Origin of the sequence: Corynebacterium sp. HMSC034E11 (assembly GCF_001835905.1) — a bacterium.
Lineage (GTDB): Bacteria > Actinomycetota > Actinomycetes > Mycobacteriales > Mycobacteriaceae > Corynebacterium > Corynebacterium coyleae.
In genome coordinates this window covers 1-26,135 of sequence record NZ_KV826406.1, presented here as the reverse complement: position 1 = coordinate 26,135, position 26,135 = coordinate 1, and the positions used below count along the sequence as shown (strand labels likewise).

21 protein-coding genes are annotated in these 26,135 nt (G+C 60.7%); 10 read left to right on the top strand and 11 right to left on the bottom strand.

Translation table 11 applies throughout. The annotated features are described in order from the left end of the window. The first annotated feature begins 51 nt into the window (after positions 1–51). Complete coding sequence (gene hisD / locus HMPREF2690_RS07340) at positions 52–1,350, top strand: histidinol dehydrogenase (protein WP_070820538.1); 1,299 nt, start codon at positions 52–54, stop codon at positions 1,348–1,350. A 21-nt stretch (positions 1,351–1,371) separates the two neighbouring features. On the opposite strand, the gene HMPREF2690_RS07335 is transcribed toward hisD, so the two are convergent. The 4 genes from HMPREF2690_RS07335 to HMPREF2690_RS07320 form a co-directional block, all read right to left on the bottom strand. After that, positions 1,372–2,781, bottom strand: a complete 1,410-nt coding sequence (locus tag HMPREF2690_RS07335; protein ID WP_070820537.1) for an amino acid permease — start codon at positions 2,779–2,781, stop codon at positions 1,372–1,374. Positions 2,782–3,180: 399 nt separating this feature from the next. Then, positions 3,181–4,140, bottom strand: coding sequence for a hypothetical protein (locus HMPREF2690_RS07330; protein WP_070820536.1), 960 nt, complete (start codon positions 4,138–4,140; stop codon positions 3,181–3,183). Between the two features lie 40 nt (positions 4,141–4,180). After that, on the bottom strand, positions 4,181–4,756 hold the full coding sequence (locus tag HMPREF2690_RS07325; RefSeq protein WP_070450187.1) for a hypothetical protein: 576 nt from the start codon (positions 4,754–4,756) through the stop codon (positions 4,181–4,183). A gap of 13 nt (positions 4,757–4,769) precedes the next feature. Beyond that, a complete protein-coding gene (locus tag HMPREF2690_RS07320; protein WP_070820535.1) occupies positions 4,770–6,119 on the bottom strand; it encodes a CitMHS family transporter in 1,350 nt (449 codons plus the stop codon). Positions 6,120–6,218: 99 nt separating this feature from the next. Here HMPREF2690_RS07320 and HMPREF2690_RS07315 point away from each other — a divergent pair, with 99 nt between their 5' ends. The 3 genes from HMPREF2690_RS07315 to HMPREF2690_RS07305 all read left to right on the top strand — a co-directional run bounded on the left by HMPREF2690_RS07315 (position 6,219) and on the right by HMPREF2690_RS07305 (position 10,410). Continuing rightward, positions 6,219–8,360 carry a DEAD/DEAH box helicase gene (locus HMPREF2690_RS07315; RefSeq protein WP_070820534.1) on the top strand — a complete coding sequence of 714 codons (2,142 nt, stop codon included), beginning with the start codon at positions 6,219–6,221 and terminating at the stop codon, positions 8,358–8,360. 107 nt (positions 8,361–8,467) lie between these two features. Next, positions 8,468–9,283 carry a chymotrypsin family serine protease gene (locus HMPREF2690_RS07310; protein ID WP_070820533.1) on the top strand — a complete coding sequence of 272 codons (816 nt, stop codon included), beginning with the start codon at positions 8,468–8,470 and terminating at the stop codon, positions 9,281–9,283. 98 nt (positions 9,284–9,381) lie between these two features. Continuing rightward, entirely contained in the window at positions 9,382–10,410 is a 1,029-nt protein-coding gene (locus HMPREF2690_RS07305; protein ID WP_141761215.1) for a chymotrypsin family serine protease, read from the top strand. Between the two features lie 70 nt (positions 10,411–10,480). On the opposite strand, the gene HMPREF2690_RS07300 is transcribed toward HMPREF2690_RS07305, so the two are convergent. Genes HMPREF2690_RS07300 through putP form a run of 3 tightly spaced genes read right to left on the bottom strand, consistent with a single transcriptional unit; the run spans position 10,481 to position 13,184 of the window. After that, positions 10,481–10,966 (bottom strand): DUF2269 domain-containing protein, encoded by a 486-nt coding sequence (locus HMPREF2690_RS07300; RefSeq protein WP_070820531.1) that lies wholly within the window; start codon positions 10,964–10,966, stop codon positions 10,481–10,483. Between the two features lie 16 nt (positions 10,967–10,982). Beyond that, positions 10,983–11,603, bottom strand: a complete 621-nt coding sequence (locus tag HMPREF2690_RS07295) for an HNH endonuclease family protein (RefSeq protein ID WP_070820530.1) — start codon at positions 11,601–11,603, stop codon at positions 10,983–10,985. A gap of 6 nt (positions 11,604–11,609) precedes the next feature. After that, the gene (putP, locus tag HMPREF2690_RS07290; protein WP_070820529.1) at positions 11,610–13,184 is read right to left on the bottom strand and encodes a sodium/proline symporter PutP; all 1,575 of its coding nucleotides are present in this window, start codon (positions 13,182–13,184) and stop codon (positions 11,610–11,612) included. Positions 13,185–13,302: 118 nt separating this feature from the next. Between putP and HMPREF2690_RS07285 the strand changes: the two genes are divergently transcribed. The 6 genes from HMPREF2690_RS07285 to HMPREF2690_RS07260 all read left to right on the top strand — a co-directional run bounded on the left by HMPREF2690_RS07285 (position 13,303) and on the right by HMPREF2690_RS07260 (position 21,890). Continuing rightward, positions 13,303–16,431 carry a DEAD/DEAH box helicase gene (locus tag HMPREF2690_RS07285; protein WP_070820528.1) on the top strand — a complete coding sequence of 1,043 codons (3,129 nt, stop codon included), beginning with the start codon at positions 13,303–13,305 and terminating at the stop codon, positions 16,429–16,431. Beyond that, the gene (locus HMPREF2690_RS07280; protein ID WP_070820527.1) at positions 16,424–17,239 is read left to right on the top strand and encodes an SWIM zinc finger family protein; all 816 of its coding nucleotides are present in this window, start codon (positions 16,424–16,426) and stop codon (positions 17,237–17,239) included. The genes HMPREF2690_RS07285 and HMPREF2690_RS07280 overlap by 8 nt, the downstream gene beginning before the upstream one ends. Before the next feature lie 58 nt (positions 17,240–17,297). After that, positions 17,298–18,446, top strand: a complete 1,149-nt coding sequence (locus HMPREF2690_RS07275) for a metallophosphoesterase family protein (RefSeq protein WP_070772320.1) — start codon at positions 17,298–17,300, stop codon at positions 18,444–18,446. 2 nt (positions 18,447–18,448) lie between these two features. Continuing rightward, a complete protein-coding gene (locus HMPREF2690_RS07270) occupies positions 18,449–21,118 on the top strand; it encodes an AAA family ATPase (protein ID WP_070482754.1) in 2,670 nt (889 codons plus the stop codon). A gap of 11 nt (positions 21,119–21,129) precedes the next feature. Then, positions 21,130–21,603 carry a MarR family winged helix-turn-helix transcriptional regulator gene (locus HMPREF2690_RS07265; RefSeq protein WP_070421824.1) on the top strand — a complete coding sequence of 158 codons (474 nt, stop codon included), beginning with the start codon at positions 21,130–21,132 and terminating at the stop codon, positions 21,601–21,603. 62 nt (positions 21,604–21,665) lie between these two features. Next, on the top strand, positions 21,666–21,890 hold the full coding sequence (locus HMPREF2690_RS07260; protein WP_070569869.1) for a PspC domain-containing protein: 225 nt from the start codon (positions 21,666–21,668) through the stop codon (positions 21,888–21,890). A gap of 84 nt (positions 21,891–21,974) precedes the next feature. Here HMPREF2690_RS07260 and HMPREF2690_RS07255 read toward each other — a convergent pair whose 3' ends face one another. From HMPREF2690_RS07255 to HMPREF2690_RS07240, 4 genes are all read right to left on the bottom strand, one after another. Further along, positions 21,975–23,588, bottom strand: a complete 1,614-nt coding sequence (locus tag HMPREF2690_RS07255; protein WP_070421826.1) for an alpha/beta fold hydrolase — start codon at positions 23,586–23,588, stop codon at positions 21,975–21,977. A 72-nt stretch (positions 23,589–23,660) separates the two neighbouring features. Continuing rightward, positions 23,661–24,119: a hypothetical protein gene (locus HMPREF2690_RS07250; protein ID WP_070450152.1), complete on the bottom strand. Its 459-nt coding sequence runs from the start codon at positions 24,117–24,119 to the stop codon at positions 23,661–23,663. A 17-nt stretch (positions 24,120–24,136) separates the two neighbouring features. Beyond that, positions 24,137–24,670, bottom strand: coding sequence for a YceI family protein (locus HMPREF2690_RS07245; protein ID WP_070421828.1), 534 nt, complete (start codon positions 24,668–24,670; stop codon positions 24,137–24,139). 63 nt (positions 24,671–24,733) lie between these two features. Then, positions 24,734–25,654: a CPBP family intramembrane glutamic endopeptidase gene (locus HMPREF2690_RS07240; protein WP_083320339.1), complete on the bottom strand. Its 921-nt coding sequence runs from the start codon at positions 25,652–25,654 to the stop codon at positions 24,734–24,736. Between the last annotated feature and the right edge of the window lie 481 nt (positions 25,655–26,135).

The following is a 26,135-nucleotide window of genomic DNA, read 5'->3' as shown; positions in this document are numbered from 1 at the left end:
GGCGAATGCTGGATAACATCTATTGATGTCCAAGACAATCAAAGGAGCATCATGCTAAACGTGACAGACCTGCGAGGGCGAGAGACCTCGGTACGAGAACTGCGTGCAATTCTTCCTCGGGCGGGTACTGATGTGAGCTCCGCTGCTGAGCAGGTCGCGCCGATTGTCGACGACGTCCGGCACCGCGGTGCCGAGGCCGCACTCGAATACGGGGAGCGCTTCGACGGCGTGCGCCCAGACACGGTTCGCGTTGCTGCGGAGGCCATGCGTGCCACGTTGGATGGTCTGGATGCGGACGTTCGTGCGGCGCTGGAGACCTCGATTGCGAGGATCCGTCAGGTGCACGCGGAGCAAAAGCCCGCCGAGCGCACCACCGAACTTGCCCCGGGCGCGGTTGTCACCGAGGTGTTCCGCCCCGTGCGCCGCGTTGGCCTATACGTGCCCGGCGGCAAGGCGGTGTACCCGTCGAGCGTGCTGATGAACGCGATTCCGGCCCAGGAAGCGGGCGTGGAGTCCATGGTGGTGTGCACCCCGCCGCAGGCAGACTTTGACGGTCAGCCGCACCCGACGATCCTCGCCGCATGTGCGCTGCTTGGTATCGACGAGGTCTGGGCCGTTGGCGGCGCACAGGCGGTGGCGCTGATGGCCTACGGTGACGATGACCTCGAGCCGGTCGACATGATCACCGGCCCCGGCAACGTGTTCGTTGCAGCGTCTAAGCGCCTGGTCAACGGCGTAGTTGGCATTGACGCGGAAGCCGGTCCGAGCGAGATCGCGATCATTGCCGACGACACCGCCGACCCCGTCTACCTCGCCTACGACCTGATCTCCCAGGCGGAGCACGACGAGCAGGCCGCGTCGATTCTGATTACGGATTCTCCGGAGCTGGCTGAGGTCGTCGACAAGGAAATCGCGAAACGCTACGGCATCACGCTCAACGCTGACCGCGTGCGCGACGCGCTGGAAGGCCCGCAGTCCGGGATTTTGATTGTGGACGACATCGAGACTGCCGTGCACGTGACCAACGTCTACGCGCCCGAGCACCTGGAGATCCACACCGCGAATGCGCAGGCTGTGGCGCGCGAGATCAACAATGCCGGCGCCATCTTCGTCGGCCCGTACTCGCCGGTGCCACTGGGGGACTACTCGGCAGGTTCGAACCACGTGCTGCCAACGTCAGGTACCGCAAGGTTTGCCGCGGGGTTGAGCACGCACACCTTCCTCAAACCGATGAACATCGTCGAGTACTCCGCTGAGGCACTGGAAGAGGTCGCAGATGCCGTGATCACCCTTGCAGACGAAGAAGGCCTCCCCGCACACGGGGAGGCCATCAAGGCAAGGCGGGGCTAGCCGCCGGAGGCGAGGTACGTACTACTTCGCCTCGTACTCATATTCAGTCTCGGCGACAGCCTGTGGACGACCGGTGACGAAGTACAGGATGGTCATCACGATCAGGAAGCCCACACCGACGGCGAGTGCAACGTGGTAGTCAGGCAGCCACACCATGGTGCCGAAGGTGAAGAGGATGAAGGCTACCGCGAACCACTGACCGTACGGCCAGAACGGAACCGGGAACTTCAACGCCTTGACCTCTTGGGCGGTCATCTCGCGGCGGGAAGCGATGTGTGCGATCAGAATCATCAACCAGACGAAGATGGTGGCAAAGGTTGCAAGTGCTGCAATGGTGCCGAAGATGTCCGGGTAACGCTGGTTCAGGTACACACCGACGATCAGGGCGACGATAAGCATGGCCACAGTCATCACCGGAACATCGCGGTAGGTCTTTGCCATGGACTTCGGCGCCAGGTTTTCCTTGGCCAGACCTGCAAGCACACGACCGGTGGAGAACAAGTCAGCGTTAATCGCCGACAGGGAAGCGCTGAGCACAACCACGTTCAGCAGAGCTGCGGCCCAGCTCACGCCGAGAGTGTCGAAGATCTGAACGAACGGGGAATCATCACCGTTAATCGTGCGCCACGGGTTGATCATCAAGATGACCAGAATGGACAGTACGTAGAAGATCAGGATGCGCATCGGGACAGTGTTGACTGCCTTCGGGATAGAGCGGTCCGGATCCTCAGCCTCAGCACCTGCGACACCGATGATCTCAGTACCACCGAAGGCGAAGAGGACGAGGATGAAGGAAGCTGCCATGCCGGAGAAGCCGTTAGCGAAGAAACCACCGTCGTTCCAGAGGTTGTCAATGCCCATTGCCTCCGGGGACTCACCGAGGTTGAAGATCAAAATTGCGGCACCGCCGACAATCATCGCGATCACGGCACCGACCTTGATCAGGGTGAGCATGAACTCAAGCTCGCCAAACAGGCGGACAGCGGCAAGGTTAGCTGCACTGATGATCAGCAGTGTGACGGTGATCCAGACCCATGCTGGTGTTGTGGGGAACCAGAACTTCATATAGATCGTGATTGCCGTTAAGTCAGCCAGACACACGATCATCATCTCGAAGGCAAACATCCAACCGGTGATGTAGCCGCCGAGGCCACCCAGGTACTCGCGGCAGTACACCGCGAAGGAGCCACGCACTGGGTGACGCACACTCATCTCGCCGAGAGCTCGGAGGATGAAGTACATCACCGCGCCACCCAGGAGGTAGACGAGGAGCACAGAAGGACCAGCCGCCTGGATTGCGCCGGCGGAACCGTAGAACAGGCCGGTACCAATCGCTGAGCCCAGAGCGATGAAGTGGATGTGGCGGGCCGTTAGGCCCGGCATTTTCGGTTTGGGAGTGTCTTGTTGCGTAGGTGCAGTCATGGTGGACATTAACTGTGCTCTTTCAAATGACAATGTGCGAATCGAATCGCTTCGGGAAAATATTGGTGATGACAATGCCCTGGCTGGGCTGTCTCTTCCCGGTTTGACCATCCGGCGGTGGCACAGTGATTGGGGGCTCGCCGCGGGGGAGGGTCTCCGGGTGCGCGGCGTGTTCCGACGAATCCTTGACGCTAACGAAAAATCCCCCGCGCTTTGCTGCGAAGAGCAGTTAGCGCAGGGGCGAAAAGTCGGCCGACACCGCGCTACAGATGATGATGCAGGCGGGCCGGCTGGGTATTCGACAACGCGAAAGCGACGGCCTGGTCGGCCGTGGCGGAAAATGCGTTGCGGTTCATCACGAAGAGAACCATAACACGGCTGTCTTGAGTTTGGGGCGGAAATGCGAAATTAATTTTTCAGACGGTGTGCTTCGGACGGGTCGAGCAGGATCACGCCGCCTGAGCCCTCGAACGCTTTAGCGCCGTTCATCTGCGAATCTGTGCAGGCGGTTCTGCGGTTTTCGGGAAGGTCCTCGTCGTCGCCAAGTCGGTAACGGCCAATGCAACCCCAGCCGTTCTTCTCATTCGTCCATGCGGTCACGCTGCCTTGAAGCTCACCATTCTTAGCGGCTTCCTTGTATCCCTCAAGCGTCATCATTGCGACATCGCACGTGGTGTTGTCCTCCAGGGCGTACACGCCCATCTCAGTGCCAAGAATGTCGGAGGTGCCGCACTGTTCGCCCTTTGCCACCGTGTGTTCTTCGGTGATGCTCTGGGTCTTGCCCGGGCGGGAGTACACGCCGTCGTGGACCTCGAAGGTGTCGTTGCCATACTCGACGCGGACACCGCCACCGTTGAGGTTGGTGATCACGACGTCATTGATCGTGACACGCTCGCCTTCGTTGAGATGGTTCGGCTGGATGTCGTAACCCTGGGAGCCGGGAGAGACTGCGGTGATGAATCCACCGCGGTCCGGCTTGTACCAAATGACATTGGGGATTTTGGTGTTCGGATCGCCACCGGTGTGCTCTACGGGAGGAATCGGATCGACGAACGCGGCCTGGCAGAACACTGGAGTGTCATCCGGGTTCCTGCCGATCCGACACCCGAACACCCCTGAGTCGAGCCCAACAACATTGTGTTCGAACCGCGAAGGATCGACATCCGTGTAGTTGTCTTGAGTGTCCTCGGCCGACGTTTCCGGTGCGTCGGAAGCGGTCGTCGTGGATTCGGTGTCTTGTGCCGAATCCGAAACGGTTGGCTCAGGCAGGGCCTGCTCAGAGCTATCGCCGCAACCGGTCAAGGTTGCGGCGGTGACGAGTACTGCGGCGAGAATCGATGTGGTGCGGTGTGCGCGGGAAAACTGCATACCGCCTAGTTTAGGAACACCACGTGGTGCTCATAGGGAATTACGCCCCTGGTGTGAAGTGGTCGGAGGAGTATTGCCCGTCGGGGGAGATCTCAAACCAGGAGTTGTCGCGCTCGCCGCGAATTGTGCCGTCGGCCCCGTGGGTGAAGGTGTAATAGCTGATGGTCACCTGTTCACCGGGGTGAAGCACGTCGCCCACGGGTTGTGCGTCACCGCCGCCGACATCGTGGGTCGTGGCAAAGCCAATCTCTGACACCCACATCAACCGGTCAACGGGAGTGCCCTGGCTGTTGTCAATGTCTAAGGGCGGCATCTGCCCAGCCGGTGCGATTACGCACCCCAGATACCCGTCGTCATCTCCGCCGGCGGGGAAGTACGAACAGGTGGTTTTGGAGTCGAACTCCACGACGTACGCCGGGTACTCGCCGCCTTCTGTGAAGTCGGCGGGATCACGCTCGACGAGGGCAGCTTCTGTTGCTTGTGCGGAGGGGTCCACTGAAGATTCGTTCAGTTCCGCCTCCTGGACGTCGTCGCTGGTGGAGCATGCAGAAAGCGCCAGTGAGGCAACAAAAGCAGCGGCGAGGGCTGCTGCAGGCGTTGCGCGTTGTGTGTTCATGCACACGACCCTATTAGGCGAAGACGCCCACCGCCCAGGAACCGAGCACCAAAATCACCGAGAACACCCAGCAGATCGGGAAGGCGATGCGCAGGTACTTGCCCATCTCCGCACGTGCCAGGCCGAGCGCGAGCCACAGTGCAGGGGAGAAGGGGCTGACGAAGGTGCCGATGACGTTACCCACGATCATGGCAGACGCTGCACCCATACCGGAGACGCCGAACGCCTCTGCGGTTTGCTGCACGATCGGCAGCACAGAGAAGTAGTACGCGTCCGTCGACGTTGCCAGATCCAGCGGCACGCCGAGCAGGCCGATGATCACGTGGATGTACGGGCCGACGGACGCCGGCAGGATGGCGATCAACGACAGGGCGATCTGCTCGAGCATGCCAGTGCCGTCCAGGATGCCGAGGAACATTGCGGCAGCGAGGATGACGCCGGCCATGGAGAGGGCGGTGGGGGCGTGTCGTCGCAAAGCATCGCTCTGATCGTCGAGCGACGGGAAGTTTAGCGCCATGAGCAGCGCGGTGCCGACGAGGAACGCGGATGCTGGCGATGCCAAACCAGCAACCAGCACGCCGATGAGTGCGAGTGTGATCAGGGTGTTTGCCCACGTCACCCACGTGCCGCCGCGCTGGGTGAACTCCAACTTTGCACGCTCTTCTGCTTGGCGACGAGAAAAGTCTTCTGCAACCGCATGAACATCGACCAACTGGTGGTCGCCAGCCTGCTTGGCAGTACGACGCTGCTCGATCACACCGAAGATCGCGGCAACGACGAACACGAGGACAATGGCCACACCCTGGACCGGCAAGAGGTGGGCCCAGATCTCGTTCGGGGAAGGGCCGATGACGGAACTTGCGCGGCCAACCGGGCCACCCCACGGCAGCATGTTCATCACCGACGCCGACAGAGCGACGAGCGTGAGCAGGACGTAGCGCGACATACGCATCGCCTCGTAGAGCGGCAGCAACGCGGGGATGGTGAGCAGGAATGTTGTGGAGCCAGAGCCGTCCAAGTGCGCGACGATCGCGATGGCAGCAGTGCCGATTGTGACCAAAATCGGCTTGCCGCGAGTCGCGCGGATCAACGCCTTAATCACTGGTTCGAACAGGCCGACGTCCGAAAGAATGCCGAAGTAGATGATGGCGAAGATGAACATCACCACGACCTTCATGACTCTGTCGAGTCCGTCGAGGTAGAAGTCCGAAATCTCCGCAACGCCTGCGCCGGTGAGTATCGCACCGACGATCGGGATCAGCGTCATTGCGACGATCGGATGGGTTTTGCCTTTGAGGAGCAGGCCGACCGTCACCACGATGATGGCAAGGCCAAGCACTGTCAGTGCGAGGGGAGAAGTCATGGCTGGATACTAAATGATTGCTGAGAAAAAGCGGGTTTGATTCTTTAAAAACCGTTGAAATAGCAGATTGAGGGGGTAATGCCGTAGTGTTGGCAGGCGATGAGCATTTCCGAAAACGCCACCGGCGGCGAGAACGAGCCGGATAAGAATGTGTCGGAAAATCAGGAAAACCCGCAGGATGTCGCGGCCGAGATTGTTGAGGCCGTAGTAGAGGACACCAGGGATGCGGAGATTTCTGAGGTAACCGGCGCCGCACAAGATGAAGCGGCCATTGAAATTGAAGACAACGTGGTAAAGATCGCGGATGCGGACGAAGAGTCCGACAACGGCGATAACGCTGCAGATACCGCAGAGGAAAAGGCAGAAGAGGTAAAGCCGGAGAACGGCTTTGAAACCCTCGGCCTGCCAGACAAGGTTGTGGAGGCCGTCAAGCGCGTCGGTTTCGAGCAGCCCTCGCCGATTCAGGCACAGACCATCCCGCTGCTGATGGAAGGCCGCGACGTCGTCGGCCTGGCACAGACGGGTACGGGTAAGACCGCAGCATTCGCGCTGCCGGTGCTGTCCCAAATTGATCCCAAGAAGCGTCACCCGCAGGCACTTGTGCTCGCCCCGACGCGTGAACTGGCACTGCAGGTGTCGGACTCCTTCCAATCGTTTGCCGATCACCTGGGCGGCATCAACGTGCTGCCAATCTACGGCGGCCAGGCCTACGGCATTCAGCTCTCGGGGCTGCGCCGTGGCGCACAGGTGATCGTCGGTACGCCAGGTCGCGTTATTGACCACCTGGAGAAGGGCTCCCTGGACATCTCCAACCTGCGTTTCCTCGTGCTCGACGAGGCAGACGAGATGCTGAACATGGGCTTCCAGGAGGATGTTGAGCGCATTCTCGAGGACACTCCGGATGAGAAGCAGGTTGCGTTGTTCTCGGCGACGATGCCGAAGGCGATCCGCAAGATTTCGCGCGACTACCTGAACAATCCGGAAGAGGTCACCGTTAAGTCGGAGACCCGCACCAACACGAACATCACCCAGCGCTACCTGTTTACGGCGCACCGCAACAAGCTCGACGCGATCACTCGCATTCTTGAGGTGACCGAGTTTGAAGCGATGATCGTGTTCGTTCGCACCAAGAACGAGACCGAGGACGTTGCAGAGAAGCTGCGCGCACGCGGTTTCTCCGCCGCTGCCATTAACGGCGATATTCCGCAGCAGCAGCGCGAGCGCACGGTGGATCAGCTTCGCGACGGCCGCCTGGACATCCTCGTGGCCACCGACGTCGCAGCCCGCGGCCTGGACGTCGAGCGCATCTCTCACGTGCTTAACTACGACATTCCGAACGACACGGAGTCGTACGTCCACCGCATCGGCCGCACCGGCCGTGCAGGCCGTACCGGCGAGGCAATCCTGTTTGTCACTCCGCGTGAGCGCCGCATGCTGCGCTCGATTGAGCGCGTGACCAACGCGACCATCGAAGAGATGGAACTGCCGACTGTCGACGAGGTCAACGAGAGCCGCAAGACCAAGTTCATGGACTCCATCACCGAGTCGCTTGAGGCTTCTGAACTGCAGATCTTCAAGACCATGGTGCGCGAGTACTCCGCGGCCAACAACGTGCCGATGGATGACATTGCCGCAGCGCTTGCTACCCAGGCGTTGGCTGGCGACGAGTTCCTGATGAAGGAGCCGCCGCGCGACAAGCGTGACCGTCGTGATCGTCGTGACCGCGATCGTTTCGACCGCGACGACCGTCGTGGCCGTGACCGATTTGATCGTGGCGAGCGTGGTGGTCGTGGTCGTCGTGGTGACAGCGAGAACTTTGATACCTACCGTCTCGACGTGGGTAAGCGCCAGCACGTGCGCCCGGGTGCGATCGTGGGTGCCCTGGCCAACGAGGGTGGCCTGAGCTCCAAGGACTTCGGTCGCATCACCATCGGCGGTGACTTCACTCTGGTGGAACTGCCGAAGAACCTTGACCGCGCTGTACTGGACCGTCTGGAGGACACCCGCATTTCCGGTCAGCTGATCAACATCCAGCGTGACCATGGTGCACCGCCGCGTGATCGTGGCGGACGTGGCCGTGGCGGCTACCGCGGTGGGCGCGACCGTGACGATCGTGGGTACGGCGGCCGTGGCCGCGGTGACCGTGACCGCGGTGGATACCGTGGCGGGCGCGACCGTGATGACCGCGGTTACGGCGGCCGTGGCCGTGGCGACCGGGATCGCGGTGGATATCGCGACTAGTTCTTAGCGCGTCAACGACACGGGGCCATCTCGGAACCGGGTACAGTGTGGAAAGCATTTGCCCGGCCGGGGTGGCCCCGTTTTGTTTGTAAAGAGAGCACGCCTTCATGCTTCAACCGCGCCTGTTGTCCACCATCGCTGCATTCGTGATTGCGCTCGTCGCTGGGGTTGGGGTGCTTCCAGTGGAGGCGTCAGCGCAAACCCGCACTGTCACGCAGGGTGGATCTGTAGTGGTGCATGGCACCGGTGTGTGCACGGTGGGTTACAACGATCCGGCACGTCACCGCAGTTTTGTTGCGGCGCACTGCGGACGGAACGGAGCACGGGTGGAAATCGTCGACCCCGCTACCAATGCACGCAGCGGGGCAGTGGGCACCTTGTACCGTTCGCGGGCGTACGACGGCCACCTGGGTAACGACTGGGCTGCAATCCAGTGGGATCCAGGTGTGCGCCTTGACGGCAACCGCATCACAGGCGATGCCTGGGTGCACCCCAACGACATTCGAATGGGAGAGACCGTGTGCTACTTCGGTCGAACCTCGCATGCGGGTGGTGGACGCACCTGCGGTTCTTTTGGCGGGTCGGCGGATAACACGTTTCTCCTTAACGCACCTTTGACTCGCCCCGGTGATTCGGGCGGGCCGATGTGGGTGCCCGGTCGTGGTTTCGTTGGAGTGGTTTCCAGCATGTGGACCTCGCGTCAGTTGCCGCTCGTGCAAGGCAAGAACTTCGTCGTCGGCGTCGTGCCGCAGGACGGTCCGCCGGTACCAGATGCGCGCCTTGTCGGACTGTGGGCGCAGAACACGTTCCTACCGGGGCTGACTGGTCCTGTCGCTGAGGGGATCCGGGCAGTTATCGATACCATCCTGCGCCTGTTCACCGGGCTTGGCTTCCATGGCCCTGCGTCGCTGCACTACAGCTAGGTGTGTCGCCGCGCGATTGAACGTGGAATTTGCCTGCGCGCTGCGGTGTGAGCAGGTAATCTAAGGCGCGTCACCCGTGCCCTAGGAAAGCCATACAAATGAGAAAATTGGGATTCGCCGCCACTGTGAACACCGAGATCCGTAGCCTCGTAGCCGCCGCTGGTGCAGCCGCGCTGGTGCTGAGCCCAGCGGTTGCAACCGCGGCAACGCCGTCCGTTGTCGAGCAAGGCAAAGCCATCTACATCGAGGGCCACGGGGCCTGCACCATCGGCTATAACGATGTGGCGAACCGAAAGAGCTACACCGCTGCACACTGCGGCAGCGAGGGCGCGCGTGTGTCCCTCATGGACCGCGCGACCATGGAATTTAGCGAAGAGATGGGCACGTTCCACCCGTCGAAGAACTTCACCCGCCTGCCTTACAACGACTGGGGTTGGATCGAATGGGACGCCGGTGTGGCGATTGCCGGTAACTCGTATTCCGGCGACAAGGTGCTGGCCAAGGACGACGTGAAGATCGGCGACGAGGTCTGCTCACACGGCGAAACCAGCCACATGGGCACACGCAACATCTTGTGCGGCACGTTTGCCGGATGGTCTGCGGAATCCTTTGGCGTGCAGCTCGAAGGCTGGCAGCAGGGCGATTCCGGTGGGCCAGTGTGGGTACCGGGACGGGGCTTCCTCGGCGTGATGTCGGCTGCGGCACTAGGAGAGACCAAAGCACCTTCGATCGTGATTGGCGGGAAGAGGCAAACGGGCAAACCGGTGGGCTGGGCCGCGTCTATCCACGACGGCGAGACGCTGTCGGATCGTCAGTTCCAGATTGATTTTGCCAAGGCAGGCGGGCTGGACACCAGTATGTTTGAGGGCACCCCCGGAACACCAGGCACTACACGCCCGCCGATTGCTGTGCCGAATCTGCCAACGAAGCCAGCCCCGGCCCCAGTGCCTGGGCATCCAGGCGCCCAACAGGACAACCAGGCAGGCACCCAGCCGGGTGCGCAGCAGGATGTCCAGGGGGAGAAGGGGTCGTCGACAAGCAGTAGCTCGCTGTCTACCGGTGAGATCATCGGTATCATCGTCTCTATCTTGATCGCCGCCGTCCCTGTTGCGATGCAGTTTCTCTAACCTGCGCACATGAAAATCGCCCCGGATCCGCGCAGTACGGATGCGGGGCGATTGCTTGTGTCGAGGAGGTTTAGAACAGGTCCGTCGGCAGGAACATCAGGACAAGCACCAGAACCCACAGCACGTTGAACACGCCGGCGCCAGCGTTCGCCTTTGCCTTGGACTTCTCAAAGTCCTCGGTGACATCAGTCGGATCGGCTTCATCAGGAGAGAGCGCACCGATCGTGCCCAGCATCTTGCGCTGCTGCGGGATCACCATAGCCAGCAGGATCGCCCATGCGATCACGGACAGGATAATGGCCGAGTGCAGCCAGTAGTTGGTGCTGTAGCTCGCCCAATCTGCAAACATGACAACGCCGCCGAGCAGCGGAACAAGCGCGGATAGCAAGCCGTAGGTCTTCGTGATGCGGTAAAGCACCGACGCGCGACCCATCGCTTCTTCGCCACCGTTACGGGCTTCTTCAGCCTGGCGGGGGAACATGGAGGCGGAAACGACAACTGGGCCGAGCAGCAAAATGGCAGAGGCCACGTGCAGGAGGACAAGCAATGTATTCATGTGGCGCTACTCTACCTCACAGTTGTTGATTGGCGACGAGTCCCATAACGCCAGAACATGCACGTTTGATCACCTTCACGTCTTCTGCCGGTAGCGGAAGGCGGTATTGGGTGGCCACCTCCACGATGCGGGTGCCGTAGGCGCAGCGGGCTCGGCGATTCGGCGGCATCCACTCGGAGGGCAGTTTGTCGGACTTGGCCTGGTTCGCTGCGGAAGATACGGCGATGAGGTTGAGCGGGTCGTTGTAGAACGCGATGCGGGTGGCGTCGTCCCAACGGTGCGCACCGAGGTCCCACGCAGCGGAGACAGGGAGGATGTGGTCGATCTCGATGTCTTCGCGACGCATCACGTCCCCGGTAAACGGGTCGGTGCCGGTAGCGCCGGCGCCGGCACGCGCTTGGGCGACGGGCAGCATGTCCGGTGCGCATTGCGTGTTGTCAAGGTCGCGGACCACGATGCGCTCGCGTGTCGTGCACCCGGTGCCATCAATGGCCCAGCCGGGGCCAAACGCGGTGCGGTCGTAGCCCAGCACAGTCGCGCGCTGAGGGAGAGTCGGAATATGAAAACGCGACCGTGCCGTGGGAAACGGCACGATCGCGAGGGTGAAAATCACCAGGATTGTCAGGTAGGTACGCATACCTCCTTAGACGGCGGTTGAGCCTGCCTGGTTCCCACGAGTTGCGTCGAGGGCATCCTGGAAGGACACCTTTGGGTGTGCGAGGGCGTAGTCGGTTGCAGCAACAGCAGCATCGAACTCTTCCTCCACGCCCTCCTTCGGGCGGGTAGCCAGGGACACGCCGACCATGGCGATGGTGGCAAAGGCGACGCCCGGGACGATCTCGTAGATGATGTCGCTGAGGTAGGTACCCCACACAAACACGGTGACAGCACCGACGATCATGCCGGCCAGTGCGCCCGGCGCGGTGAGCTTGCGCCAGTACAGCGACGCCAGGATTACCGGGCCGAAGGAGGCGCCGAAGCCGGCCCAGGCGAAGCCGACGAGCCCCAGGATCGTGTCGGACGGGTTGAGCGCCATGACCATGCCGATCGCGGCAACGACGACCACCATCGTGCGCGAGAGCACGAGCAGGGTGGTGTGGTTCGGGTTCTTCTTAAAGATGCGGTAGAGGTCCTCGATCAGCGCCGAGGAGGTGACCAGCAGCTGCGAGGACATCGTGGACATAATCGCCGCCAGCACGGCGGTGAGCACGATACCTGCGATCAGCGGGTGGAACATGATGCGAGCCAGGTCGAGGAAGACCGTTTCAAAGCCGGACTGGTCGGTCACCGATGCGGACTTCTGGCCGAAGTAGGCGGTGCCCACCAGGGCGGTGATTGTTGCACCGGCGAAGCAGATGAATACCCAGATGCTGCCCGTACGGCGAGCGGCCTTTGCCTGTGCAGGGGAGCGCAGCGCCATGAAGCGGGTGACAATGTGCGGCTGGCCGAAGTAGCCAAGACCCCACGCCAGGTTGCCGATAATCGTTGCTGCGGAGACACCAGCGACCATGTTGAAGAAGTCGGGGTTACCGTTCTCCCACGGACCGTACGGCTGGGAGGTCGGCCACGTGAGGACGTCGGACGGGCTATTGAGTGCAAACAGCGCGAGCACCGGCACAATCAGCAGAGCCAGGAACATCAAGGTGCCCTGCACGGCATCGGTGTAGCTCACAGCCAGGAAGCCACCGATGAAGGTGTACAGCACGGTGACAGAACCGACGATCAACACACCGGTCAGGTAGTCACCGTCGAAGGTGGACTCGTAGTAACGGCCACCGGCGACCATGCCGGAGGAGACGTAGAACGTGAAGAAAACGATGATGATCACTGCGGAGGTGAAACGCAGCGCGCGAGACTGGTCGTGCGTGCGGTTTTCAAAGAAGCTCGGCAGCGTGATCGAGTCGTTGGACACTTCCGTGTAGGCGCGCATGCGGGGTGCGACCCACTTCCAGTTCGCCCACGTGCCAAGGAAGAGGCCGATGGCGATCCAGAGCTCACTGAGGCCGGAGACGAACAGCGCGCCGGGCAGGCCCATCAGCAGCCAGCCGGACATGTCCGAAGCACCGGCAGAAAGCGCCGCGACGAACGGATTGAGGCCACGGTCGCCTAGTACGTAGTCGTCGTACTTCTCGGTCTGTAGCCATGAGTAGAATCCGATGGCTACCATGACACCGAAGTAGAGGACGATCGCGAGGACAAGCCAGAAACTCTCTGACATAGTTTCTCCAATCTTCTTGTAACGTTCGCCACACTTTAACGCAAGGGTGCTCTACGTTGCACATAATCCTTAAAAACTTTTAGGGGTCAATTTCGGGGTGAGTGGTATAAGGGTGGGTATGCCTAAATACGTTTTGCACGGGCTCTGGACGTCCGACGCTGGACTTGTCATTTGGGCTGAGCAGGTAGAAGGCCACAAAATTGTGACGATTGGCCAAGTTCCGGAGGGGACTTTTCCGCCAATTGTGCATTCGCTTCTCGACGATTCCCGGTTCCGTCACCGGGAACTCCTGCTCCTGCAAACTCCGAAAGGGCGCCAAGTAACGCTGCGTGCTCCGGTGGCAAAGTTCGCGCCCGAGGATGCGATCAGGTTCTTGGAGAGCATCGTGCATCTCGACGGTCCATCACCGGCGGCAACCCCGTCGCAGCGCCAATCGATCGCACCAGATCTGTATTGGCTCATCCGCATGTATGCGGGGTTGACCAAGTTCATCCGAGCCGGGCGAGTGTCCATCCATGTGCCGTACCGGCAGAACCAGTGGTTTGCACAGTGGCAGTTGGGCACAGGTCTTGAGGAGAGGGGCTGGCTCGCGGAGATGATCGCCGCAGCGCCGGGCGTGCTCACGGCCAATAACCACAAGTTAAGCGAGGATTGTGCGACGACATTTACGCACTGGATTGCCTCGACTCGTCTGCGTGATACGGCGACGTCAGAAGCTGGCCGTCCGTTTCCGCGCCACGACTTTGTGCTGTCGCTGATGTTCGACACCCCGCTTCGTCGCGGCGGACCGAGCCTGGCGCAGCAGATCGGTGATTGGAACGGCACGATCACCGCGGCGAATCTGCAGCTGGTCTTCATTGCGGAAGACCCGCAAGAGCCGTTGACAGATCTTGACGCCAACCGCGACGGCGACGGCAGTAGCAACAGTGACGCCGCTGCAGCGGAGCCGTTGTGGCCGGTGCGGATCCAGGTCCGCTCGCAGGCGGATTCACCCCGCCCGGTTCGCATGGCGGATTTTGATAGCGCGTCGGCGGATCACCTTCGTGGCCAGTTGCGCTCCGCGATCGCAGTGTCGGAGCTGCTCGATCCCTCACTGCATGGTGCCCAAGGGCGTACTGACGGTGATTGGGATGTGCTGCTTACGGCTGATCAGATCGTCGAGTTCGTCCAAAACGTTGCGCCCAAGTTGCGTGCGGAAGGCTTCGTCGTCATGCTGCCGCGAACGTGGGCGACGGCGGAGACGTCGTCGCAACTGAAGCTTGCCCGTCACGAGGACCCGCACGATTCCGCCACGGTCACTCGCATGGGCTTTGACACGCTGGTCAAGTACGACTGGCGCCTTTCCATCGGCGGAGTGGAATTGACTGACGATGAGATGGCGGAACTTGCGCGCTCCAAAACCGGGCTGATCAAACTGCGCGGGGAGTGGGTGCTGGCCGATACCAAGCATCTGTCTAAGTCCGCGAAGTATCTGAACAAGCTCAAGGAAAGCACGCTGAAGAACGCGCTCGCCGAGGCGGAAGCCGCCGAGATCCACGCGCGTCTTGCAGAAGCCGGTGGCAGCGAAGATGCCGAACAACTTGCAGAGATCGCACGTGCGGCTCGCGCGGAGTACGAACGGCTAAAAGAAGCGCAGGGCGAGGGTGTGGTCTCCGCTGCGGAGCTGCGTCAGCTCGCCTTGGAAACTGGCGACGATAGCCCGATCGCGTTTACCGGCTCACCCTGGTTTACCTCGCTTGTCGGCGGCACCGACCGCCCCGCGCCTGAGCGCGTAGAGGTCCCTGAGACTGTCAACGCCGAGCTGCGCGAGTACCAGCGCCGCGGTGTGGACTGGCTGTACTACATGTCCCGCAACAACCTTGGGGCTGTGCTTGCGGACGACATGGGGCTCGGCAAGACCCTCCAACTGTTGTCCCTGCTCGCGGTGGAAGAGGCGAACGGCAGGAAGACCGGACCAACGCTTGTGGTCGCACCGACCTCAGTAGTGGGCAACTGGGCGCGCGAAGCAGCCCGCTTCGTGCCGGGTATGAAGGTGCGGGTCCACCACGGCACGGGACGGCTCAAAGGTGACGAGCTGTTCGCTGCGGCCGAAGAAGCGGACATTGTCATTTCCTCCTACGGCACGGTCGCCCGCGACGTGAAAGACCTGGCCAAGGTGCGTTGGGATCACGTGGTGCTGGATGAGGCGCAGGCGATTAAGAATTCGGGCACGCAGGCGTCGAAAAGCGTGCGCGCCCTGCCAGCACGCCACCGCATCGCGCTGACCGGCACGCCGATTGAAAACAAACTGTCGGAGCTGCGTAGCATCCTCGACTTTGTTAACCCCGGCATGCTTGGCTCCCAGTCGTTTTTCCGCAACCACTTTGCCAAGGTCATCGAGGCCCGCAGCGAAGATCCTGTCGCGCTCGAGATGAGCGAGCGGCTTCGCCGTCTCACCGCGCCGTTTATCATGCGCCGGCTGAAAACTGACACGGCGATTATCAGCGACCTGCCCGAAAAGGCAGAACATGTCATCGCCGTAGACATGACAGCCGAGCAAGCCGCACTGTACAAGGCGCTCGTGGACACAATGCAGGAAGAACTGCAGAACCGAAAAGGCATTGCGCGCAAGGGGCTGGTGCTGTCCACCATCACGCGCATCAAGCAGATTTGTAACCACCCGGCGCACTTTCTTGGCGATGGCTCCCCAGTCACCATCAAAGGCGTCCACCGCTCCGGCAAAGTACAAAAACTCATGGAACTGCTGGACAACGCTATCGAAACCGACCAGCGCGTCCTGATCTTTACCCAGTACAAGGCATTCGGCGACATCCTCCAGCCGTACCTTTCGGAGCGCCTCGGCGGGAAGATCCCATTCCTCCACGGCGGCGTGGGCAAAACCGCGCGCGACAAGATGGTGGAAGATTTCCAAACTGATAACGGCCCGCGCGCCATGATCCTGAGCCTGAAAGCCGGCGGCACAGGACTCAACCTCACTGCGGCCTCTATGGTCATTCACCTCGACCGCTGGTGGAACCCAGCCGTAGAAAACCAGGCGACCGACCGCGCATTCCGCATCGGACAAGACAAAAACGTTACCGTGTACAAAATCATCACCCGCGGCACCATGGAAGAATCCATCCAAGACATCCTCGACGGCAAAACCCAACTCGCAGGCACCGTCGTCGGCCAAGGCGAAGGCTGGATCACCGAACTGGACACCGATGATCTGGCACAACTGATCAGCTACAGGGGGCAAAATGACTAAACGCCCACGCGAAGACAACGTCATCTACGCCAACTTCGGCGCACGCACACGCGTCTCCAGCCCAGCCGAAACCGGGGCGCAGACCAGCGAACCCTCGCGCGTCAACAGGCTATCCGCACCAGCGATGCGCATATTCAACGCTGCAGTGCGCCAAACCGACGTCGCGCGCGCCAAACGCGGCCGCACCTACGCCGACGGCGGGCACGTCCTTGGGCTGACCGCCGTAACCAACGGCATGCACGCAGACGTTGCTGGCAGCCAAAACGAGCCCTTCCGCACCACACTCGTCCTGCCACACCGCAGCCGCGAAGACATCGAAACAGCCATCGGCTCGCTTTTGCGCGAAGCAGGTTCCCTCGAGCGCCTCCGTGCCGGGGAACTCAATGACGACGTCCTTGACATCCTGCTCTGCTCCTCACCCGACGAGGTGCGGTTTTACTGCGACTGCCCGGACAACGCCCAAGTTTGCAAGCACGCGGTCGCGCTCGCACAGTGCGCTGCCGAACTTATCGACGACGACCCGAGCCTCATCCTCTCCATGCGTGGCATCACACTTAACGCGCTCGAAGACCGCAAACGGCGCGAATCACACAACATGGCGCTCGAGAACTCCGCGCCGGGTTCGCCGTACTTCTGGGATGGCCACGACCTGCCCGATCTGCCACGCCCGAAGATCGCGCCGATGATCGAGGACTCGGACATCCACTTGCTGCACCGTGCGATGCAATCTGTGTCGTTTACCAACATCGACCAATTGCGCGCGGTAGCAGATATCGAGGATCTTTACGACGACCTCACGCGTTCATAGTTCATATGTTCGAATATATTGTGTGCTGTGTCGTGGTGGGGTGGTAGTTGTTGTGGGTATGACGCGCACGACATTCATTCACACCTCCGACCTGCAGTTGGGCATGACAAGGAAGTTCCTGTCCGCCGACGCCCAATCGCGTTTCAATGAAGCCCGGCTCCGCGCGGTGACGCGCCTCGGCGAGATCGCCGAAGAGCGCGGGGCCGAATTTATTGTGGTTGCAGGCGACGTGTTTGAACACAACTCACTCAAAAAAGAAACACGCGGGCGCGCACTCGAAGCATTGCGGCATCTCCCAGTGCCGGTGTATCTGTTGCCGGGAAACCACGACCCATTGGTGGCGGATTCCATCTTTAATTTCACCTCTGACATTGATGGGGTGACGGTCTTGGGAGACTCCACGCCCGTGGAGGTCCGCGAAGGCGTGGAGATTGTCGGTGCGCCACTGCTGGCCAAGCATGCCTCCGAGGATTTGTGCGCGAAGGCGATTCGGAATCTGGAGCCGACAGAAAACGTGCGCATCTTGGTCGGCCACGGCCAGGCAGAAGGCTATGGCACCGAGGAGACGGCGGCGCTTATCGACATTGCCAAACTAGATGCGGCAATCGATCGCGGCGTGATCGATTACGTGGCGTTGGGAGATACCCACTCCACGCAATCACTGTCGGACTCAGGTCGAGTGTGGTTCTCCGGCTCCCCGGAAACCACCGACTACTTCGACCGTTCACCTGGCGCGAAGGGCGGGGAAGTGGATTCCGGCAACGCGCTAGTCGTGACCGTGGAGAAGGACAGTCTGACATCCACAGTCGAGGTTGAGAAGGTTCCGGTTGGCACCTGGACGTTCGAAGCACGCTTCTGGGAGGTCAACGATGCCGACGATGTTGCCGCGGTTATCGACGATCTGAAGGCCTATCCTGCGAAGGATCGGACCGTGATCAAGTATGCGCTCTCCGGCACGCTTGGCCTGGAAGCAACCCGTACGTTGCAACGAGAGTTAGACGAGTTAGAGCCGGTCTTTGCCGCTCTCTACGAGCGGGAGCGGTTGATGAGCCTGCACCTCGAGCCAGACGAGGAAGAGCTAGAGAATTTGCCGCTGACGGGTTACGCCAAGGAGGCGATGCGCGAGCTTATAGGTGTTGCTGGCGATGAGGCTACAGCGCGCGATGCCGTGAACTTGTTGTTCCGTCTGTCTAAGGAGGTCCACTAATCATGCGTATCCATTCGCTGACCCTCGACAATGTTCGTGCGATTGAGCACCTGGAGCTGCGTGACCTGCCGGATACAGGCGTCATCGTTGTCCACGGACGCAACGAGGCCGGCAAGTCGACCATCTTGGACGCGCTTGATGCAGTACTCAACGAGCGTCACACTGGCGGCGGCAAGAAGATTCGCGCTCTTGCACCCGCAGGACGTGACGAATCACCAGAGGTAGAACTCAACGCCACGATTGGCGGCACCACGTTTACCGTGCGCAAGCGATGGCTCAAGGGAAAGAAATCAGAGCTGACGGTGCACACGCCGGTCCGCGCTAACTTCACCGGCCGCGAAGCCGACGATGAGCTTTTGCGGATCCTGGACGAGCACCTGGATACAGCGCTTACTCAGACGCTGTTTCTCCGCCAGGGGGACCTCGATCCAGCGATCGCTGCTGCCGGTATCCCGACGATCTCTCGTGCCCTTGACGCGGAAGCCGGAGAAGGCGAAACCGGTGAGGAAGATTCAGACCTCGCCCGCGCCATTGATGCCGAATACGGAAAATATTGGACCAACGCGCAGCCACCGAAGAAGAAAGCACCCTATGCGGCGTTGTTTACCGCCGTAGAGGATGCCCGCGAGAAGCTGCGAACACACGAAGCGGAAGTGCAGCAGCTGTCGCAGTACGTCGATGAGGTTGAGCGACGCAAGAGTGAGATCGACAGCATCGACAAGGAACTGCCTGATGCCGAGCAAGAGTTGCGTGAGCGCGAGCAGGCAAGCGCTGCGGCGAACCAGGTCCGCGATAAGGCAGCTACCGCCCAGGAGCGCCTCGAGCGAGCGACGATCACTCGCAAACGTGCTGAGCAGGATGTAGCAGACCGCAACGCCCTGAAGAAGCGCGTGGAGTTGGTCAAACATGAGGAAGCTCAGCTCCGTGAAGAGATTGAGCCTGCACGAAAAGCCCGTAACGAGGAAGGGGAGAAGATAGCAACCCTTCTTGCGGATGTCGAGGGCGCGAAGACACGACTTACAGACGCACGCACTGCATCCAAACATGCAGAGACCTTGCGGGATCTTGCACGGGCGAAGCGTCGCCTCAAGACCATCGACGAGCAGCTCGAACGCATTGGCACGGTAGAGCAGGCGTATAAAGAACTGCTCTCCAACGCGCCAGAGCGCGACGTCACTGACAAACACATTCGGGACCTTGAACAGGCAGAAAACGAGGTCACACTCCAGCGCCGTCTGCGCGACGCATCCTCGGCAAAACTAGAGATCACCGCAGATCATGCGACGATCACTGTCGATGGCGATGATCGCCCCATCAACGGTACGGAAACCGTCGCGGTCTTCGAGGGCTCCACGTTGCAGTTGGGTGAATTCGGCGTGGTGTTCCGCGCAGCCCAAGGCTCTGCAGATCCCCAAAGCGCCGTAGAGAAGGCAGAACGCGCATTTGCTGATGCACTTGCCGCCACCGGTTGCGACAGTGTTGATGAGGCCCGTGCCGCCCGCGACGCCACGCAGGAGTACGCCTCCGAACTCAAGGTGGCGCGCCAGCGTCTCGACGACACCCTCGCCGGTGCATCCGCCGACGAACTGCGTGCCGAGCGGACCAAACTGTCGGCACAGGCTGAAGAGCTTGCGGCAGCGCTGAAAGACACTGCTGCATCCGATGTCGTAGCGGAGGTGGACGAAGCCGACGCAGAGGAAGCGTTGCGCGAGACGCAAAAGGCGCTCGCTAACGCAGAACGTGACGTGGACGCTGCCGAAGCCGCACTGAAACCCTACGTAGACAAAACCGCAGCACACACGCTGACCGTCCTGGAGACCCGTCTGGAGGCAAAAACAGCAGAAGCCTCTGCAGCAGCCGCGGAACTGTCCCGTGCGGAGGAAACAACACGTGCCGAAGATTTGGACAAAACTCTCCAGCAAGCGTGTGAAGACGAAACCGAATCCCAACAGGTTGTTGACGCGCTAAAGGCGGAATTGGCGGAAGCGGATCCCGAATTCGCCGCATCCCTGCTGGAGGGAGCCACCACACGTCTGAGCAATCTGGAGAAGCGCAAGAACGATGCACAGAACCGAATCCGCGAGCTCACCGGATACATCGACATGGCCACCGGTACTGCCGAGCAAGCCGACCATGCTGCTGCGGAGCTCGAGATCGCCCAAGCCGCCCTTGACCGTGCAACGCGACGGGCAGAGGCGGTGAAACTCCTACGCGAGACTATGCACCGCCACCGCGACGTTGCCCGTTCGCGCTACGCGGCGCCGTTTAATGCCGCAGTGCGCGAGCGTGCCCGAATCCTGTTCGGCCCGAGCGTAGATTTCAACTATGGCGATGACCTGACGATTACGGACCGCACCGTCGATGGCGTCACGGTGCCACTCGATCAACTCTCGGGAGGCACCAAGGAGCAGTTAGCAATCCTGACCCGCTTTGCCATCGCAGACCTGGTGTCCGGAGAGGGGACAGGTGCTCCTGTGCCGGTAGTTGTTGATGACGCGTTGGGTGCGACCGACCCGGAGCGCCTCGCTCGCATGAACTCGCTATTTAGCCAGGTAGGCAAGCACTCACAGGTGCTCGTGCTCACGTGTTTCCCGCAACGATTCGACCGCGTATCGGCTGCACGGACCTACGCAGTGGATGACTTAAAGGGGATTCATAAGGGGATTGGATAACATCATCGGTTATGGCTACTCAACCGCGCTGGCTTACTGAGGACGAGCAACACCTCTGGCGACTGATCCTGGCTGCCTCGAAGAAGGTAAATAACGCCATCGATGAGCGGCTGCAGGAAACCGCAGCCATGTCTGCTCCCGAGTTCTCAATCCTGGTGGTGCTTTCCGAAGCCCCAGAACGGACAATGCGACTGCGCGAACTGTGTGCCGAGCTGCAATGGGACCGCTCGCGTGCGTCGCACCAGGTCACACGCATGGAAAAGCGCGGATTGGTGTCGAAGAAGGTGTGTCCGGGCGATGCGCGCGGCGTATTGGTGACTATCACCGATGAAGGCTTCACACGCCTGGAATCTGCAGTGCCGGATCACGTCGAAACCGTCCGCCGTCTGATCTTTGATCAACTGACAGACGAACAAAGGCACGTACTTCAAACCTGGCTGAACGATGTCATCGCAGTCGACCCACGTACCCCTGACGGTTCGTAAAAATCTCGCAACATGTTTCCAGAACCATTGCCGGAGCGAGGGAAGCGGAGTTTGATGGAGGCATGTCTTATATGAATAGCTCCCAGAACTTTAGTAACACTCCGAAACGACTTGAACGGTCGATGACTGATAAGTACATCGCGGGCGTATGCGGTGGCATCGCGAAATACTTCGGGGTGGACTCCACCCTCGTTCGCGTGGTCTTCATCCTGCTGGTACTCGCCGGGGTAATGCCGGGCCTGTTGGCATACATCGTTGCTTGGATGATCATGCCGGCAGAGTTCTAAAACACAGAGTTTTAGAAAATAATGCAGCCCGTGATGTGGTTCGTCGCTACGAACTCCATCACGGGCTGACGCCTATGCGCGGGGCTATCCCTGGTTGAAGTACCCCGGCTGATCAACCGGTCCAAGGTTGCCGGTGCGCAGGTATTCGACAACCTGACGGTCGACAGCCTGGTTGCCGCGCCCGACGTGACCGTGGCCCGGGCCGTGAACCGTCACCACGTGCGAGCCCATCGGCTGGGCGATGCCGAAGCGTCCCGCATACATGGTTTGCGGATCACGCGTGGCGTTGATCTGCAGTGGACGAGTCTTCAGCTTCGAACCGTTGAGCGCCACCTTGCCCGTGACTGGCGCTGCGCCGTTGCAGGTCACACCAGAGCCGAACTGCAGAGCAGGGGCGGTGATGACCTCGCCGGTCTGGTTGGCCCAAAACGCTTCCGGAATAAGGCCGTAGTCCGGCGCAGCGATGTTCTCGTTGCAGGTCTGCACGGCGAGCAACTCGTTGCGGGCGATGGACTCGTCTTGGAGGAACTTCATCAACTCAGGCGCCGGCTTGGCCTGGTCTTGCTTTAGCGAGCCATTGGTGAGCCGTGCAAGCGAGTCCCAGTCCGCAGGCGAGGGCAGCACATTGCGAGTGGCCAGCAGCAGCGGTGATGACACCTGGTTCGCACCCGGGTTGAGCATGCGGGAGATAATGCCTTCGCCCTCTACACGGGCCTTGCCGGCAGCCGACATAGCGTCTGCGCCCGCTTGGCCGGCAAACGCGAGTGCAGGCGGAAGGTCGCCCACACGGGCTGGCGGTGGGGTCACGGTCGGGTTAGTGCCGGACTGTGCGACGACCACGTTCGACCAGTACTGGTACGCCTTCAGTGGGGTATTGCCCATGCGGTACTTTGCGTCGTTTGCGGCGACCCACGCGAAGTACTCGTTTAGTGCACGTTCGTAGCCGCCCTTTTGGTCCAGCAGGATCTTCGACCACTGGTCGTTCGGGTTCATCGCGGAGTCGAGGACGACCTTGTCGGTGCGGTTGGGGAACATCGACGCGTACGCCGAGCCCAAGTACGTGCCGTACGACAAGCCCATGATTGAGATGGTGTCGTATCCAAGCGCCCAGCGGACCATGTCCCAGTCACGGGCGTTGTTGTAGGTGGTGATCGTCTTGGTGTAGCCCGGACGAGGCTTCTCGCACAGTTCGCGGGTGAGTCCGCCTTGGGTGACCGTGGCGTCCCATGTCAGCTTCGCTATGTCGGCAGGGCCGTTCATTGCAGGGTCAGCGCACTTCAACTGAGTAGAACCAATCAGGCCACGCGGTTGTACCGCTACGAGATCCCACTCGTTGCGCATCTCCTGCGGCCACTTCATGCCTTCGTTCATGCCGAAGAAGCTGTAAGCATCGCCACCAGGCCCGCCTGGGTTGCCGAAGATCGCGCCACGACGTGCACCCGGATTTTGAGCCGGGATCTTGATAAAGCCAACGGAGATGTCGCCAGCCGTGGGGTTGTCGTAGTGCATGGGCACCAAAATGCGGCCGCACTGTGCGCCCTTGGCATCAACGTAGAACGGGCACGACTCCCACGTAATGACAGGGGAAGTCGGCTGCGCGTGAGCAGGGGTTGCGGTCAGTGGTGACAAGGTGAGTGCCAGCGCGCCGAGTGCTGCAGCACTTCGCTTGACGACGCGTCTCGTGACCGACTTCAACATAGCCAGGCTCCTTTTCTCCATACCTAAGGTTTCGCTTAACCGAATCTACCGGAGTTGTCAGCTATCGCCACGCTACGCGCCGATTCTTTCGCGAATTGCACGCTGCACGTGGTCTTGATCCGCCACGGCAACGAGGCAGTCATCTGCATTGCGGACACAGATGCGCACCGTGGGCCCGCCGAGGGTGAACGCGTCCGCATCGGCGTAGCGGTCCGGCTGGTCGGTCAGCATGGCAATACCGGTGAAGTGGATCAGGCTGGGTTCTTCTCCGGGGCGCACGTCCTTGATGTCCGAATATGAGATGGTTCTGGATCGGCTGCCAAGGGTGGTGGTGAGGGAGTCGTGGTCAAGAACCAGCGCCACTTTGCGGGAGAAAATCCAGAGCCCCCAAAGCACCACCACGAATCCAAACAACAGCGCACCGTAGAGTTCGCCGCTCAACGCTGCAACGACGACTGCCACAATGACGAAACCCGCGACGAATGCCGCGGGTAGACCGCCTGGATGGCGGGTAAACACTTTCCGCTCCATGGCGGCGAGTATAAGGCCTACTGCTTGATGCCGGAGCCTTCGATCTCGATGCCGACCTTCTCGCTGACCAGCATGCCGCCGGAGTTCAGCGGTGCCTGGAAGTCGATGCCGAAGTCCGTGCGGTTAATGGTGGTGCGAGCTTCGAAGCCGATGCGTGTGTTGCCGAACGGATCCTCTTCGACGCCAAACGTCTCGACGTCAAACGTGATCGGCTTGGTGGTGCCCTTGATGGTGAGGTCGCCAGTGACGGAGCCGTTTCCCGACTCATCGATGTTGAACTCGGTGGCGGTGAACGTCATTTCCGGGTGCTTGTCGACGGCGAAGAAGTCGTCGCCACGCACATGCTCATCACGATCAGCGTTGTTCGTATCGACGCTCGCGGTGCGCACAGTGCCCGTCGCGGTGCTCTCGGCCGGGTTCTCGGCGATGGTTAGTGTTGCATCGAAGTCGGTGAACTCGCCGCGGACTTTGGTCACCATCGCGTGGCGCACGGTGAAGCCGATGGTGGAGTGGGCAGGGTCGAGGTTGTAAGTACCGGTCAGGTTAGTCATTGCGTCTCCTTTATTCGATGTCGTTACGTGTGGCGCCGACTGTAACGGAGTAATGGTGACACGTCAACAATTGTTTGACCGGCAATTTGCTGGTTGAGAAGTAGCTCGCTTAATGAGCAGATATGCTCCGGCGGTCGCCGCCACGGTGGCCACTACAGAGATCGCAAGATCGCTTGACGACAACGCCGCCAAGTCCACCCCGTCCACGCCGAATGCGTCCGGCGCGTAGGCGAGCGTGTTGCCGACGGCGTGCACCGCAGCCGCCGCTTCAATCCCACCGGTTGTGTGGGTGAGGAAGATGGCGCACAGCGCGAACACGGTGACGCTGACCATGCCTTGCCATCCGTAGTGGTGGCCTGACAGGAAAAACAGCAGCGGCAGCAGATACGCAATCACGGCGGGGGAGAACCACTGGCCGGTGATCTGCACGAGCGAGCCGCGGAAGAAGAGTTCTTCGGACAGCGATTGGAGCGGTGCCATCGCGACGATGACGGCCAGTGCCGCGAGATTCATCGGGGTAAATGTCGCCTGGGACCGGTCCGAGATAACGACTGCGTAGATGCCCTCGGCGCCAAGGAACAGCAGGGCGGGTAGCAAGGCGAGCCCGAAGTTGCGCCACCTAAAGCGCAGTTCTCTCGACCACAGCGCACGGGGGTCGCGGCCTGTCACTCGGGCAGCGATGAACCCCGCGGGGATCATCGCCACCCACCCAATAAATGTTGCAGCTGCGAGATACGGATGCCCCAAAAACGAGTATTCCGCGAACGCGCTGACCTCAGGATGGGCGATCTTCTCGTACAGGTAGAACAGGCCGATCGCCGCGCTCGTTAGCGTGACCAAAAGCACCAGAGCGATGACGAGTTCAATCAACGGACGCCACCATGCCGGCCGGGGTGGAGTGGGGTTGTCAGTGTTGGGCGGTGTGGCGGGTCGTCGATACGCGCGTCCGAGGAGGTGGTAGGCGGGGGATAGCGAATCGTTCATGATGTCACCTTTATTGCTACTCGCCGTGTTTCTTATCCCAGCGATACCTGCGGATGTCAAAGATTGGCAAAATGACGATGTAGTAGACCCCCCAGTGTCCACGCGGCCGGTTTGAGTAAGTTGCTTAGGTTGAAATTATCCCTGTCAACAGGAAACACGATATACATGGCGGGGACGGCCAAGGGGACGATCACGAATCTCTGCCACCATGGCGGAACCCATGGCGCTCCATTCTCTTCTCTTGCGGCAAGTGCGCCGCCAAAGCCCATTTCGAACCGAGAGCCCATTCCGAAGCCTCCTTACAACAAAAAATTTAACACCGCCCGCGTGACAACGGGCGCGACAAGGAGAGGGCTGCGAACTTGCACTCCCGGAACGACCCCACAAACAAAAATCTCGAGACACCGAAGGAACGATGTCTCGAGACAACACAGCGTGTCCCCGACAGTGTCCGAAGTCACGACATATTTGACGGGGTGTG

Excerpts from the sequence above, each read along its gene's own strand:
- hisD (WP_070820538.1), top strand. The coding sequence starts at position 52 with ATGCTAAACGTGACAGACCTGCGAGGGCGAGAGACCTCGGTACGAGAA.
- HMPREF2690_RS07335 (WP_070820537.1), bottom strand. The coding sequence starts at position 2,781 with ATGTCCACCATGACTGCACCTACGCAACAAGACACTCCCAAACCGAAA.
- HMPREF2690_RS07330 (WP_070820536.1), bottom strand. The coding sequence starts at position 4,140 with ATGCAGTTTTCCCGCGCACACCGCACCACATCGATTCTCGCCGCAGTA.
- HMPREF2690_RS07325 (WP_070450187.1), bottom strand. The coding sequence starts at position 4,756 with ATGAACACACAACGCGCAACGCCTGCAGCAGCCCTCGCCGCTGCTTTT.
- HMPREF2690_RS07320 (WP_070820535.1), bottom strand. The coding sequence starts at position 6,119 with ATGACTTCTCCCCTCGCACTGACAGTGCTTGGCCTTGCCATCATCGTG.
- HMPREF2690_RS07315 (WP_070820534.1), top strand. The coding sequence starts at position 6,219 with ATGAGCATTTCCGAAAACGCCACCGGCGGCGAGAACGAGCCGGATAAG.
- HMPREF2690_RS07310 (WP_070820533.1), top strand. The coding sequence starts at position 8,468 with ATGCTTCAACCGCGCCTGTTGTCCACCATCGCTGCATTCGTGATTGCG.
- HMPREF2690_RS07305 (WP_141761215.1), top strand. The coding sequence starts at position 9,382 with ATGAGAAAATTGGGATTCGCCGCCACTGTGAACACCGAGATCCGTAGC.
- HMPREF2690_RS07300 (WP_070820531.1), bottom strand. The coding sequence starts at position 10,966 with ATGAATACATTGCTTGTCCTCCTGCACGTGGCCTCTGCCATTTTGCTG.
- HMPREF2690_RS07295 (WP_070820530.1), bottom strand. The coding sequence starts at position 11,603 with ATGCGTACCTACCTGACAATCCTGGTGATTTTCACCCTCGCGATCGTG.
- putP (WP_070820529.1), bottom strand. The coding sequence starts at position 13,184 with ATGTCAGAGAGTTTCTGGCTTGTCCTCGCGATCGTCCTCTACTTCGGT.
- HMPREF2690_RS07285 (WP_070820528.1), top strand. The coding sequence starts at position 13,303 with ATGCCTAAATACGTTTTGCACGGGCTCTGGACGTCCGACGCTGGACTT.
- HMPREF2690_RS07280 (WP_070820527.1), top strand. The coding sequence starts at position 16,424 with ATGACTAAACGCCCACGCGAAGACAACGTCATCTACGCCAACTTCGGC.
- HMPREF2690_RS07275 (WP_070772320.1), top strand. The coding sequence starts at position 17,298 with ATGACGCGCACGACATTCATTCACACCTCCGACCTGCAGTTGGGCATG.
- HMPREF2690_RS07270 (WP_070482754.1), top strand. The coding sequence starts at position 18,449 with ATGCGTATCCATTCGCTGACCCTCGACAATGTTCGTGCGATTGAGCAC.
- HMPREF2690_RS07265 (WP_070421824.1), top strand. The coding sequence starts at position 21,130 with ATGGCTACTCAACCGCGCTGGCTTACTGAGGACGAGCAACACCTCTGG.
- HMPREF2690_RS07260 (WP_070569869.1), top strand. The coding sequence starts at position 21,666 with ATGTCTTATATGAATAGCTCCCAGAACTTTAGTAACACTCCGAAACGA.
- HMPREF2690_RS07255 (WP_070421826.1), bottom strand. The coding sequence starts at position 23,588 with ATGTTGAAGTCGGTCACGAGACGCGTCGTCAAGCGAAGTGCTGCAGCA.
- HMPREF2690_RS07250 (WP_070450152.1), bottom strand. The coding sequence starts at position 24,119 with ATGGAGCGGAAAGTGTTTACCCGCCATCCAGGCGGTCTACCCGCGGCA.
- HMPREF2690_RS07245 (WP_070421828.1), bottom strand. The coding sequence starts at position 24,670 with ATGACTAACCTGACCGGTACTTACAACCTCGACCCTGCCCACTCCACC.
- HMPREF2690_RS07240 (WP_083320339.1), bottom strand. The coding sequence starts at position 25,654 with ATGAACGATTCGCTATCCCCCGCCTACCACCTCCTCGGACGCGCGTAT.